Source organism: Croceibacter sp. (assembly GCF_002716225.1).
GTDB classification, from domain to species: domain Bacteria; phylum Bacteroidota; class Bacteroidia; order Flavobacteriales; family Flavobacteriaceae; genus Croceibacter; species Croceibacter atlanticus.
In genome coordinates this window covers 160,318-173,636 of sequence record NZ_PAZX01000011.1, presented here as the reverse complement: position 1 = coordinate 173,636, position 13,319 = coordinate 160,318, and the positions used below count along the sequence as shown (strand labels likewise).

Genomic DNA, 13,319 nt, shown 5'->3' with positions numbered 1-13,319 from the left:
GTAAGCATTGTTTCATAGGATTTTAAAAATGTTGAGTAGTTTAAAGGTTAGATTTTTGCATAACTTTTGCTTACTTTTAAATTTTAAGAACCAACCCAGTATTAATGAAACTTTTCACGGCAAAACAACTTCACGAAGCAGACCAATTAACCATAAAAAACCAATCCTTAACCTCTACGGAGTTAATGGAACGCGCTGGTACTTTAGTGTTTAACCAAATACACCAGCGTATACAAGGTGCGCAAATGGAAATAAAGATATTTTGCGGTATAGGAAATAACGGTGGAGACGGTTTGGTCATTGCTAGACATTTGTTGGAACACGGTTACAACGTAAAAGCTTTTGTTGTTAACTACAGTGATAAACGATCTAAAGATTTTCTTATTAATTATGATAGGTATAAAGAGCTTACTAATAAATGGCCAGAGCTTTTAAAATCTGAAGACGATTTTCCAGAACTAACTCATAATGATTTTATTGTTGATGCAATTTTTGGAATAGGTTTAAACAGGCCGTTAGTACCTTGGGTTGCCAATTTAGTAAAACATATTAATGCAAGTAGAGCGTTTACTTTAGCTATTGATGTGCCTTCGGGTTTATTTGTTGATGAAGCTACAAAATCTTTAGATGAAGTTATAAAGGCAAATTTCACTATAGCTTTTCAAAGTGCTAAACTTCCATTTTTCTTAGCAGATACTGGTGCGTTTGTTGGTGACTTAGATGTTATAGATATTGGTTTAGATAGGCAGTACTTAATGGAGACGCCATCTCAAATGCAACTTATAAATAAAGCTGAAGCACAACAACTTTATAAACCGCGACACAAGTTTTCTCATAAAGGGACATTTGGACACGCTTTAATTATTGGTGGTAGTTATGGTAAGATAGGAGCTACAGTACTAGCAACTAAAGCCTGCTTAAAATCTGGAGTAGGTATGGTAAGTGCCTTTATCCCAAGATGTGGTTATCAAGTATTACAGACCTCTGTTCCAGAAGCAATGGTATTTACAGATGCATCTGACTATGAGTTAACAGATATAGATTGCCCAACAGATATGACTGTTATCGGTTTTGGAATTGGGGCAGGAACTAGTGATAACACCATACAAGAATTTGAGCGTCTTTTAGAAAAAACAGAGCGCCCAATGGTAATAGATGCAGATGGTATAAATATGTTGTCTAATAAAAACGATCTTTTACAACATATACCTAAAAAAAGTATTCTAACTCCACATCCTAAAGAATTAAAACGATTAATAGGAGAGTGGAATGATGATTTTGAAATGCTTGCCAAGGCAAAATCTTTTTCTAAAAAACACGATGTAATACTCGTTTGCAAAAATGCACATACAATAAGCGTTTATCACGATGATATTTATATTAACAATACAGGCAACCAAGGTATGGCAACTGCTGGTAGTGGTGATACGTTAACAGGTATGCTTTCTGGTTTAATAGCTCAAGATTATGATCCTGTTGTTGCAGCCGTTTTTGGAGTATATCTTCACGGAGCTGCTGGTGATATTGCAGTTAATAGAACAGGATTCCAAAGTTTAACAGCTTCAGATTTAATAGACACTTTAGGGATGGCTTATATAGATTTGTTTCAACAAGAAGCACCACAACAGCAAGACGCATAAATTACCAGAAAAAACTACCTATAACCAAACTTGTAGCAATACATAGCTGTAAAGTTGCTATATATGAGAGTTTAGTTCTGTTCTTTTTAATGGCTAAGCGAATTAGACTATATATAAATGCAAATGCTAATATTCCCATCATAGGCAGTGTAAATAATTCAATAAGAACACCTATTAATACACTACTTATTTTAAATACATATAAGCTATAAAGTATTATAAAATAAATGATAGGGATTAAGCTCAATTTATAAAATTGTGTGTTCGTCATAATACATACACTAACTCTTCAATAGACCTTAGATTTTAAATTCTGTAATGTGTGTTTCTGTCTTAAAAATATGAGGATAGTGAGTTTTTAAGTTTTCAATCATAAATTTTAAGGGAACATCATTAAAATGACCATAGTCTTCTAAATATTCCATAAACAAATCACCTTGAGTATTATATTGTTGTAAATAACTATTAGTGTAACCATCAAACTCTAAAGGTTCAACGTTAAATTTCTCACACAATGTAGCATTAAATGCTGGAGACATTTTTAACCATTCATTATTAAGGAAAACATTAACCATACCGTGCGGTGTAAGTTCATTGGTGCCAAATTTTTCCTCTAAACGTTCCACAGCAATATGATTTTTAACCTTACCTAAGTGTAATCTTGCGGGAATGTTTAAAGCTCTTAAGCAAGCAATTAGCAAGATAGATTTTTCAACACAATTGCCTGTTGTTTTTTGAGCAATATGACTTGCACGATATTTTTGTTTCGAAAAGCTAATATGATATGGATCATACAACCACTCATCTCTTATCTTAGTATAAATACGAATGGCTTGATTATTTTTAGAATCGTCCTTCTTTACCTCAGAAATTAAGTTTTGAATGAGGTCATTATCAAAATCGAAATAGTAAGTTGGTTTTAAATAGGACATTTAGGGTGTGTTTGTAAACTATCATTTAAAAGTAACAAACATAATTGTAATAAAAGTCTCGCTTTTATACTAACGAAGTATTTGCAAATGTGTTTTGAGAATACGACTTTTGAAGCAACAGAAAACATACCATGCGAGATACTCATTACATTAGCTCAGAAGTACTGACATTAAATACAATTCATACTATATTATTCGAAAATAAAATGCTTGCTTTAAGTGATGAAGCAAAGTTAAATATAGAAAAGGCTAGGCAGTATTTAGATGCAAAGATAGAAGAGAGTAACACACCTGTTTATGGTATTAATACTGGTTTTGGATCGCTGTGTAATGTTAGTATATCTAATGATAAGCTGTCAGAATTACAGGAAAACCTAGTAAAGTCTCACGCTTGTGGTACTGGAGATCTTGTACAAAAAGACATTATTAGATTAATGTTGCTTTTAAAAATACAATCGCTTAGCTACGGAAATTCTGGAGTGCAATTAGATACAGTATTAAGATTAATAGATTTCTTTAATGAAGATATCCTGCCAGTCATATTTGAACAAGGATCATTAGGAGCTTCTGGAGATTTAGCTCCACTTGCACATTTAGCATTACCTCTTTTAGGTTTAGGTGAAGTTTGGCAAGATGATAAAAGAGTTAAAGCGGCAACGGTATTAGAAACAAATAACTGGGAGCCCATAGTTTTGCAGTCTAAAGAAGGTTTAGCATTGCTAAATGGTACACAGTTTATGAGTGCTCATGGTGTTTATGTGCTGTTACAGTCTTATAAGATGAGTTACTTAGCAGATGTTATAAGCGCATTATCTATGGATGCATTTAATTGCAACTTATCACCGTTTGATGAGCTGGTACATTTTGTAAGACCGCATAGAGGACAAATTAAAACTGCAGACAGAATTAGAGAGATTCTTGAAGGTAGTGAAATTGCTGAAGATGAAAAGGCAAGTGTACAAGATCCATATTCCTTTAGATGCGTTCCACAAGTACACGGTGCAACCAAGGATACAATAAACTTTGTGCATAAAACATTTAAGACCGAAATTAATAGTGTAACAGATAATCCAAACATATTTGTTGCAGAAGATAAAATTATTTCTGGCGGAAATTTTCACGGTCAGCCATTAGCTTTGGGAATGGATTTTCTTGCAATTGCTTTGGCAGAGTTAGGAAATATTTCTGAACGTAGAGTATATCAACTTGTATCTGGATTACGCGGCTTACCAGATTTCTTAGTAGACAATCCAGGCTTAAATAGCGGATTTATGATACCTCAATATACTTGTGCAAGTATAGTTAGCCAAAATAAACAATTATGTACGCCAAGTAGTGTAGACTCTATTGTCTCATCTAATGGTCAAGAGGATCACGTTAGTATGGGAGCAAATGCTGCCACTAAACTTTTAAAGGTATCTAATAATTTAAAAACAATATTGGCTATTGAATTGTTTAATGCTGCTCAAGCTTTAGAATTTAGAAAACCACTTAAGACCTCTAAATTTTTAGAACAATTTGTTGAAGCGTATAGGGAAGAAGTTCCTTTTATTAAGAATGATGCTATTATGTCTGATTATATTGAAACAACAGTACAGTTTTTACATCACTTTCAAGTAGATAGTGAACTACTATTTGAATAGTTTAACTGCTCTGCCATCCAAGTTTTCGCTTCATTTAATTCTTCAAAAAGCATTAATGGAGATTTAAAGAACTGCTTTTCTAATTGAAAGTTAGACCTATGCATTTTACGTTTTGAAACAACAGCTATTGCTTTAAGTTTTTCAAACTTTTTGCTGGTATCAAGATAAATTGTAGGATCAACAGAATACGAATGTATCCTGTTTGAGATGTATCCAAAACTGCGGTTTTCAAAATTTGTTTTACAAATATCCCAAAGTTTATATTTACACTCTTCATTAAAATCTGCTCCTTCAAATATAGTGCCCACCATATAGTCTTCAAATATTAAAAAGGTAGCGCAGTCTAATGTTATCTCTTTAACTTTCATAATATAAGTTATGCAGTGTATTTAACTCAAATTTCATTAACATTATTATATAAATAACAATTTATAATTTTGATTGAATGAAATTTAAAAGCCTAGTTAATTAGTAGGCTAATGCACTGTTTTTGTTAGTGTTTTGAAAGTATGCCATAAAATTGGAATAAAAAAAAATCTGCTATGAAAAGCAGATTTTTTAGTTTAAGTGTATGCTTAAAATTATATTGAGATAAAATTAAGACTCTGTCTCTTCAGCCGGCTTCTCAATTTTAATGCTAAGCTCTTTTTTATCGTCGTCAAAATCCATAAAAATCTTGTCGCCTTCACTCAAGCTAGAATTAATAATTTCTTCAGCTAATGCATCTTCAATATATTTCTGGATAGCACGTTTTAACGGTCTTGCTCCATATTGTTTATCAAATCCTTTATCGGAGATGTAATCTTTTGCAGCATCACTTAAAGTTAAGTGGTAACCTAAACCGCCAATTCTAGAGTATAACTTCTCTAATTCAATATCTATAATCTTGTGAATGTCTTCACGCTCTAATGCATTAAAGACTACAACATCATCTACACGGTTAAGAAACTCTGGTGCAAAGGCTTTCTTAAGTGCATTTTCTATAACACTTCTTGCATTGGCATCTTCTTGATCTTTTCTTGCAGAAGTTCCAAACCCTACACCTTGGCCAAAGTCTTTTAACTTTCTTGCACCAATGTTAGATGTCATTATAATTATAGTATTTCTAAAATCTATTTTACGTCCTAGACTATCTGTTATATAACCATCATCTAATATTTGTAATAAAATATTAAATACGTCTGGATGTGCTTTTTCAATCTCATCTAGCAATACCACAGCGTATGGCTTACGTCTTACTTTTTCTGTAAGTTGTCCTCCTTCTTCATAACCAACATATCCTGGAGGCGCACCAACTAATCTCGAGATTGCAAATTTCTCCATATACTCACTCATATCTATTCTTATGAGCGATTGTTCATTATCAAACAATTCTTTGGCAAGTACTTTTGCTAATTGCGTTTTACCAACTCCAGTTTGTCCTAAGAAGATAAAAGACCCAATTGGTTTGTTAGGATCTTTTAATCCTGCACGGTTTCTTTGTATAGCTTTAACAACTTTTCCTACAGCCTCATCTTGTCCAATTACTTTGCCTTTAATTTGCTCTGGTAATTTTGAAAGTTTCTTGCTTTCTGTTTGTGCAATTCTATTTACTGGTATGCCAGACATCATAGAGACAACATCTGCAACATTATCTTCACTAACTTCTTCTTTATGAAGTTTACTTTCTTCTTCCCAACGTTCTTGAGCTATAGCTAATTCTTTCTCTAGGTTCTTTTCGTCATCACGTAATTTAGCAGCTTCTTCATACTTCTGTTTTTTAACCACAGTATTTTTTAAGTCGCGTACTTCTTCTAGCTTTTTCTCAATCTCAATAATTTGTTTTGGGACATCAATATTAGTAATGTGTACACGAGATCCAGCCTCATCTAAAGCATCAATTGCTTTGTCTGGTAAGAAGCGGTCTGTCATATATCTATTGGTAAGTGTTACACACGCCTCAATAGCTTCATCTGTATAAGTTACATTATGATGATCTTCATATTTACTCTTAATATTCTGTAGTATCTCTATAGTTTCCTCTACGTTAGTAGGCTCTACAATTACTTTTTGAAAACGGCGTTCTAAAGCACCATCTTTCTCAATATATTGTCTGTACTCATCTAAAGTAGTAGCACCAATACATTGTATTTCGCCTCTTGCTAAAGCAGGTTTAAACATATTACTAGCATCTAAACTACCTGTTGCGCCACCAGCACCAACTATGGTATGAATCTCATCTATAAAAAGAATAATGTCATCATTCTTTTCTAGCTCATTCATTACGGCTTTCATACGCTCTTCAAACTGTCCTCTGTATTTAGTTCCTGCAACTAAACTTGCAAGATCAAGAGTTACCACACGCTTATCAAACAAAATGCGTGACACTTTTCGTTGTACAATACGTAATGCTAAACCTTCTGCAATGGCACTTTTACCAACACCAGGTTCACCTATTAGTAAAGGATTGTTTTTCTTACGTCTACTTAAAATTTGAGACACACGCTCAATTTCTTTACCTCTTCCAACAACAGGATCAAGTTTATTCTCTTCTGCCATAGCTGTAAGATCTCTACCAAAATTATCTAAAACCGGAGTTTTAGATTTTTTGCCAGACTTAGCTGAAGGATTTTCAAAAGGATTGTCCTTTGTTTCATCATCGCCCGAATCATCATCAGAGAAAGATTCTGCCTTAATTGGGTCTATATAGTCATCATCATTTGTCGACATAGTTTTAAATTGGGATTTAACGCCATCATAATCTACTTTAAGCTTATTAAGCAGCTTTGTTGTAGGGTCATTTTCATTACGTAAAATACATAATAAGAGATGAGCGGTGTTAATAGATGTGCTCTGAAACAACTTTGCTTCAAGAAAAGTTGTTTTAAGAGCACGTTCTGCCTGCCTAGTTAAATGCAGATTTTTCTTTTCATTAGAGAGCGTTGCAATATTTGAATTTGCTGGGCTCAATATTTCAACCTTTCTGCGTAAATGGTTTAAATCTACATCAAGTGCATCTAATATAGAGATAGCTTTTCCGTCGCCATCTCTCAATAATCCAAGCATAAGATGTTCAGTACCAATAAAATCGTGGCCTAACCTTAAGGCTTCTTCTTTACTGTATGCTATTACATCTTTTACTCTTGGTGAAAAATTATCATCCATAAATCTTGTTCTTTCTGCTCTAAAATTAGTGAATTACTCTTGAAATGTTCAAAAACCGTTCCTTTTAATAAGACGAATACTAATAGAAAACATTTCAATCTTAAATCAAAATTTATCGTCTTCAACTTATTAACTAATATGTCATTAACAATTGTTAATAAAAACGCTAAAAACATTCATCTAAACCCTTATGAAAGCTCAAGAATTGCTTAAATTGCCGTGTTAGATTTTAGAACCAAAACGAATATAATTTATGGCTCACGGCGAAAAGTTAATTTCTATTAATATTGAAGATGAAATGAAATCTGCATACATCGATTATTCGATGTCTGTAATTGTGTCACGTGCACTTCCCGACGTACGAGACGGCTTAAAACCTGTACATAGGCGTGTCCTCTTTGGAATGCACGAACTAGGTGTGCGGTCAAACTCATCTCATAAAAAGAGTGCAAGAATTGTAGGAGAGGTTTTAGGTAAATATCACCCACACGGTGATACTTCTGTTTATGATGCCATGGTTCGTATGGCTCAAGAATGGAGTTTAAGATATATGTTAGTAGATGGCCAAGGTAACTTTGGCTCTGTAGATGGAGATAGTCCTGCCGCAATGCGTTATACAGAAGCGAAAATGCGCAAGATTGCAGATGATATGATGGCAGATATCGATAAAGATACTGTAGATCACGCCTTAAACTTTGATGATACTATTGAAGAACCAACTGTTCTTCCTACACGTGTACCTGGTTTGTTAATTAATGGTGCTTCTGGTATTGCCGTTGGTATGGCTACAAATATGCCACCACACAACTTAAGTGAGGTTGTAGATGGTATACACGCTTATATTGACGATAGTGATATAGATATAGAAGGTTTAATGGAGCACGTAAAAGCTCCAGATTTCCCTACAGGTGGTACAATATATGGTTACGACGGTGTAAGAGAAGCTTTTAAAACAGGTAGAGGTCGCGTTGTAATGCGTGGTAAAGCTGTTTTTGAAGAAGTACAAGGTCGTGAATGTCTTGTGGTAACTGAGATACCATACCAAGTGAATAAAGCTGACATGATTAAAAAGACAGCAGACTTGGTAAACGAAAAGAAAATTGAAGGAATTTCTGCTATTAGAGACGAGTCTGATAGAAACGGTATGCGTATCGTTTATATTCTTAAGAGAGATGCAATTCCTAACATTGTACTAAATACATTATATAAGTATACTGCATTACAATCTTCATTTAGTGTAAATAATATTGCACTAGTTAATGGTCGTCCAGAGATGTTGAATCTTAAGGATATGATTCATCATTTTGTAGAGCACAGACATGAGGTTGTTGTACGCCGTACTAAGTACGAATTAAGAAAAGCAGAAGAACGTGCTCATATATTAGAAGGACTTATCATAGCTTCAGACAATATAGATGAAGTAATTGCATTAATACGCGCAAGCTCTAATGCAGATGAAGCTAGAGAAAAATTAATGGAACGCTTTAAGCTTACAGAAATACAAGCTAAAGCCATTGTTGAAATGCGTTTACGCCAGTTAACAGGACTGGAACAAGATAAGTTACGTAGTGAGTATGACGACTTAATGAAGACTATCGAGGATCTTAAGGACATTCTTGATAAGAAAGAGCGTCGTATGCAGATAATTAAGGACGAGCTTCAAGAAATTAAAGATAAATATGGTGATGAGCGTCGCTCAGTAATCGAGTATGCTGGTGGAGACATGAGCATTGAAGATATGATCCCAAATGAAAAGGTAGTAATTACCATTTCACACGCAGGTTATATTAAAAGAACACCACTTACAGAATACAAAACTCAAAATAGAGGTGGCGTTGGTCAAAAAGCATCAACAACACGTAATGAAGACTTCTTAGAAGATATGTTTGTTGGTACTAACCACCAATACATGATTTTCTTTACTCAAAAAGGACGTTGTTTCTGGATGCGTGTTTTTGAAATACCAGAAGGAAGTAAAACTTCTAAAGGTCGCGCTATACAAAACCTAATTAATATTGAGCCAGACGATAAAGTAAAAGCATTTATTTGTACTCAGGATCTTAAAGACGAAGATTACATTAATAGCCACTATGTCATAATGGCAACTAAAAAAGGTCAGGTTAAGAAAACATCATTAGAGCAATACTCAAGACCAAGAATAAATGGTATTAATGCCATTACAATTAAGGAAGATGATGAGCTTTTAGAGGCTAAATTAACAACTGGAGATAGCGAAATAATGCTTGCTGTTAAGAGTGGTAAGTGTATTCGTTTTGAAGAAAGCAAGACAAGACCAATGGGTCGTAGTGCTTCTGGTGTTCGTGGTATTCGTTTAGCAGATGAAAAAACAGACGAGGTAGTAGGAATGGTTGTAGTTAACAACAACGACTCAGATATCCTTGTAGTTTCAGAAAATGGTTACGGAAAGCGCTCATCTTTAGAAGATTACCGTATGACTAACCGTGGCGGTAAAGGTGTGAAAACTATTTCTGTAACCTCTAAAACGGGTGAGTTGGTAGCAATTAAAAACGTAACAGATGATGATGATCTTATGATTATTAATAAATCTGGTATTGCTATACGCTTATCTGTAGAAAACTTAAGAGTTATGGGTCGTGCAACACAAGGTGTAAGACTTATTAACCTTAAAGGAGACGATGCAATTGCAGCTGTAGCCAAAGTAAAACAAGATGAGGATAATGTTGAAGAGTTAGAACATGAAGCTGAGATAGAAGAAGACCAAAGCAAGAAAGCTATGGAGAATCTTGGCACAGATGTTGAAAATGATAGTGAAGAATAATAAACCCAAAATAAAAACTAATGAAAACTAGAATTATAACAGTAGCTTTAATGGCTTTTGGAGTAACTCTTTTTGCTCAAAAAAAAGAGATAAAAAAAGCTGAAAAAGCTCTTGAAAAAGAAAGCTATAGTGAAGCAATGACTTTTCTCAACCAAGCAGAGCCTATGTTAGCAGATGCAGATGAGGAATATAAAGCTCGCTTTTATGCGGCTAAAGGTCAGGCAATTTTTAAAGATGGTTCAATTTCTCTAGATAAAATTCAAGAAGCTGTAAGTGCTTACGATAAAGCTTTAGAGATAGAGGAAGGTATGGAGCAAGCTACAAACGGTAAACTTAATGCAGCTAATACAGTTTTGGCTTTAGCAACAGAAGATTACAAAGCTCAGCGTTTTTCTGAAGGAGCAAAAAAGTATTATATGACTTATAGATTAAGCCCTGTAGATACGTCTTTCCTTTATAATGCAGCTATTTTATCTGTTTCAGGAAACGACTTAGAGTCTGCTCTTAAATACTACAAAGAACTTGAGAGTATGAACTATGATGGTTCTGAAGTAGAGTATACTGCTATTAATAAAGAAACAGGTGAAGTTGAAACTTTTCAGAAAGAAGAACGTGATCTTGCTGTAAGATCTGGACAATATATCAAGCCAGAAGACAAAAAATCTGAGTCTAAAAAACCTGAGATAATTAAAAATATAGCTTTAATTTATAATGATTTAGGGAAAAGCGAAGAAGCTATTGCTGCTGTAGAAAAGGCAATGGAGCAAAACCCAAATGATGTTGCTTTAATGCAAGTAGAAGCTAACGTATATTACGAAATGGGTAATATGGAGCGTTACAAAGAAATTATGGAAAAGGTTGTAGAGCAAGACCCAAACAACTCTGCACTTTATTACAATTTAGGTATTAGCTCAAGTAAATTAGGAGACAGTGAAGCTGCAATAGGTTACTTTAAAAAAGCTGCAGAAATAGACCCTAAGAATACAGATGCAAAGATTAACATTGCAGCTGAAATTTTAAAAGAAGAAAAGCCATTGGTTGAACAAATGAATGCGCTTGGAACATCTAACGCAGATTTCAAGAAATATGATGAGTTAAAAGAAAGACGTAAGCAAATTTACCTTTCTGCTGTACCATATTTAGAAAGTGTTATTGAGCAGAAGCCAGAAAACGTTGAAGCTACTAGAGTTTTAATGAATATTTACTACCAATTAGATAATGAAGCTAAAGCTAAAGAAATGAAAGCTAAACTTCAATCTTTTGAGGGTAACTAAGACACTCAACATAACCGAATATAAAAGCTGCTATTTTAATAGCAGCTTTTTTTATATCTAGTGTTTGTTTATAATCTTGAGGCATTAATAATACCTAGTATTTTGGTATTTTTGTGGCTCATGAAGTATTCTAAAATTCCTGTTGCGCAATCTGTTGTCGCACTTTGTATTTCTAAAGGAATAACTAATGTTGTTATTTCACCAGGATCTCGTAATGCACCACTAACCATAGGGTTTTCGGAGCATCCAGATATTAAAGCGTATAGTATTGTAGATGAGCGTTGTGCTGCTTTTTTAGCCTTAGGCATGGCACAACAATTAAAACAACCAGTAGCTTTAGTCTGTACATCTGGCTCTGCATTACTAAATTACTATCCTGCAATTGCAGAAGCATTTTACAGTGACATTCCTTTAGTTATAATATCAGCAGATAGGCCTGTAGAACGTATAGATATTGGTGATGGCCAAACTATTAGACAAAAGAATGTATACGGTAATCATATTTTATACTCTGCTAACTTATATTCTGAAGCTGTTTTAGAAGAACACCCTAAAGATATTAAATTACAACAAAAACAATGGGAGTCTCATAGGCATAATGAGCAAGAAATAAATAAAGCATTAAATACAGCCATTGAGGAACAAGGACCTGTACATATTAATGTACCATTTTATGAACCTTTATATGATACTGTTTCAGAAACAAGTTTGGAGCCCTTTAAAGTTTCACCAGATGTTAGGGAAAAATCTGTTACAGAAGATGAGTTGAGTAGGTATGCTAAGATTTGGAATAGCTCTCAACGTAAGTTAATTCTTATTGGAGTACAAGACCCTAATACAATAGAGCAGCAGTTTTTAGATGCTTTTGCAAAAGATGAATCTGTTATAGTTATGACAGAGACCACATCAAATGTGCACCATCCAAATTTTTTCCCGAGTATAGACACTATAATAGCACCAATTGAACAACAAGACTCTAAGGAAGAGCTGTTCAAAGCTTTACAGCCAGACATATTACTCACCTTTGGAGGTTTAATTGTTTCAAAAAAAATCAAAGCATTTTTAAGAACTTACCAGCCTAAACACCATTGGCATGTAGATCCAAAAAAAGCATATGATACTTATTTTTGTTTAGAAAAGCATTTTGAGTATTCACCAAACATCTTTTTAACTACATTTTTTTCCTTAACTAAACCAGTAAAGAGTAATTACTTTCAGTTCTGGAATGCTATTAAAATTGAACGTTTAAAGCTTCAGAGAGATTATGAAGATTCAGTACCATTTTCAGATTTTTCAGCTTATAAGTGTCTTTTAGAAAAACTGCCAAATAATTCATTAGTACATTTAAGTAATAGCTCGACCATACGATATGCACAGCTCTTTCAGCTAAACAAAACAATTGATGTATTTTGTAATAGAGGGACAAGTGGTATAGATGGCAGTACATCTACAGCTATTGGTGCTTCATTAGTTTCAAAAAAACAAACCATTTTTATAACTGGAGACCTTAGTTTCTTTTATGATAGTAATGCACTCTGGAATGCTTATATCCCTAGTTCTTTCAGAATAATCTTAATAAATAATAATGGTGGCGGTATTTTTAGAATATTACCAGGTCACGAGGATACAGAAACATTTAATACTTATTTTGAAACTACTCATAACCTAACGGCAAAGCAGTTATGTAAAATGTATAATTTTAAATACGAGAACGCCACTAGTACTGAAGAAATACAACATAGTTTAGAAACGTTTTTTGATGAAGCAGACGCTCCAAAACTGTTAGAAATCTTTACACCAAGAATAATTAACGATAAAGTATTAAAAGGTTATTTTAAACATCTAAAATCTTAAAATTGAGATGTGTTATATATTTTAAAAAATTT

At 33.7% G+C, this 13,319-nt stretch carries 9 protein-coding genes; 5 read left to right on the top strand and 4 right to left on the bottom strand.

Going from position 1 to position 13,319, the window contains the following annotated elements:
- Positions 1–104 precede the first annotated feature (104 nt).
- Positions 105–1,640, top strand: a complete 1,536-nt coding sequence (locus CL818_RS09360; RefSeq protein WP_272973844.1) for an NAD(P)H-hydrate dehydratase — start codon at positions 105–107, stop codon at positions 1,638–1,640.
- 1 nt (position 1,641) lies between these two features.
- Here the strand turns inward: CL818_RS09360 and CL818_RS09355 are convergent, their stop codons facing one another.
- Together CL818_RS09355 and CL818_RS09350 are read right to left on the bottom strand one after the other, a co-directional pair.
- A complete protein-coding gene (locus tag CL818_RS09355; RefSeq protein ID WP_272973843.1) occupies positions 1,642–1,911 on the bottom strand; it encodes a hypothetical protein in 270 nt (89 codons plus the stop codon).
- A gap of 28 nt (positions 1,912–1,939) precedes the next feature.
- Complete coding sequence (locus tag CL818_RS09350; RefSeq protein WP_272973842.1) at positions 1,940–2,572, bottom strand: transglutaminase domain-containing protein; 633 nt, start codon at positions 2,570–2,572, stop codon at positions 1,940–1,942.
- Between the two features lie 131 nt (positions 2,573–2,703).
- Between CL818_RS09350 and hutH the strand changes: the two genes are divergently transcribed.
- Positions 2,704–4,215, top strand: a complete 1,512-nt coding sequence (gene hutH, locus CL818_RS09345) for a histidine ammonia-lyase (RefSeq protein ID WP_272973841.1) — start codon at positions 2,704–2,706, stop codon at positions 4,213–4,215.
- Here hutH and CL818_RS09340 read toward each other — a convergent pair.
- On the bottom strand, positions 4,185–4,583 hold the full coding sequence (locus CL818_RS09340) for a hypothetical protein (RefSeq protein ID WP_272973840.1): 399 nt from the start codon (positions 4,581–4,583) through the stop codon (positions 4,185–4,187). The two genes, hutH and CL818_RS09340, sit on opposite strands and share 31 nt — an antisense overlap.
- 229 nt (positions 4,584–4,812) lie before the next feature.
- Positions 4,813–7,359, bottom strand: a complete 2,547-nt coding sequence (locus tag CL818_RS09335) for an ATP-dependent Clp protease ATP-binding subunit (RefSeq protein WP_013187969.1) — start codon at positions 7,357–7,359, stop codon at positions 4,813–4,815.
- Between the two features lie 253 nt (positions 7,360–7,612).
- Here CL818_RS09335 and gyrA point away from each other — a divergent pair, with 253 nt between their 5' ends.
- The 3 genes from gyrA to menD all read left to right on the top strand — a co-directional run bounded on the left by gyrA (position 7,613) and on the right by menD (position 13,287).
- A complete protein-coding gene (gene gyrA, locus CL818_RS09330; protein ID WP_272973839.1) occupies positions 7,613–10,159 on the top strand; it encodes a DNA gyrase subunit A in 2,547 nt (848 codons plus the stop codon).
- 20 nt (positions 10,160–10,179) lie between these two features.
- Positions 10,180–11,433: a tetratricopeptide repeat protein gene (locus tag CL818_RS09325; RefSeq protein ID WP_272973838.1), complete on the top strand. Its 1,254-nt coding sequence runs from the start codon at positions 10,180–10,182 to the stop codon at positions 11,431–11,433.
- A gap of 120 nt (positions 11,434–11,553) precedes the next feature.
- On the top strand, positions 11,554–13,287 hold the full coding sequence (menD, locus tag CL818_RS09320) for a 2-succinyl-5-enolpyruvyl-6-hydroxy-3-cyclohexene-1-carboxylic-acid synthase (protein ID WP_286972788.1): 1,734 nt from the start codon (positions 11,554–11,556) through the stop codon (positions 13,285–13,287).
- Positions 13,288–13,319 lie beyond the last annotated feature (32 nt).

Excerpts from the sequence above, each read along its gene's own strand:
- CL818_RS09360 (WP_272973844.1), top strand. The coding sequence starts at position 105 with ATGAAACTTTTCACGGCAAAACAACTTCACGAAGCAGACCAATTAACC.
- CL818_RS09355 (WP_272973843.1), bottom strand. The coding sequence starts at position 1,911 with ATGACGAACACACAATTTTATAAATTGAGCTTAATCCCTATCATTTAT.
- CL818_RS09350 (WP_272973842.1), bottom strand. The coding sequence starts at position 2,572 with ATGTCCTATTTAAAACCAACTTACTATTTCGATTTTGATAATGACCTC.
- hutH (WP_272973841.1), top strand. The coding sequence starts at position 2,704 with ATGCGAGATACTCATTACATTAGCTCAGAAGTACTGACATTAAATACA.
- CL818_RS09340 (WP_272973840.1), bottom strand. The coding sequence starts at position 4,583 with ATGAAAGTTAAAGAGATAACATTAGACTGCGCTACCTTTTTAATATTT.
- CL818_RS09335 (WP_013187969.1), bottom strand. The coding sequence starts at position 7,359 with ATGGATGATAATTTTTCACCAAGAGTAAAAGATGTAATAGCATACAGT.
- gyrA (WP_272973839.1), top strand. The coding sequence starts at position 7,613 with ATGGCTCACGGCGAAAAGTTAATTTCTATTAATATTGAAGATGAAATG.
- CL818_RS09325 (WP_272973838.1), top strand. The coding sequence starts at position 10,180 with ATGAAAACTAGAATTATAACAGTAGCTTTAATGGCTTTTGGAGTAACT.
- menD (WP_286972788.1), top strand. The coding sequence starts at position 11,554 with ATGAAGTATTCTAAAATTCCTGTTGCGCAATCTGTTGTCGCACTTTGT.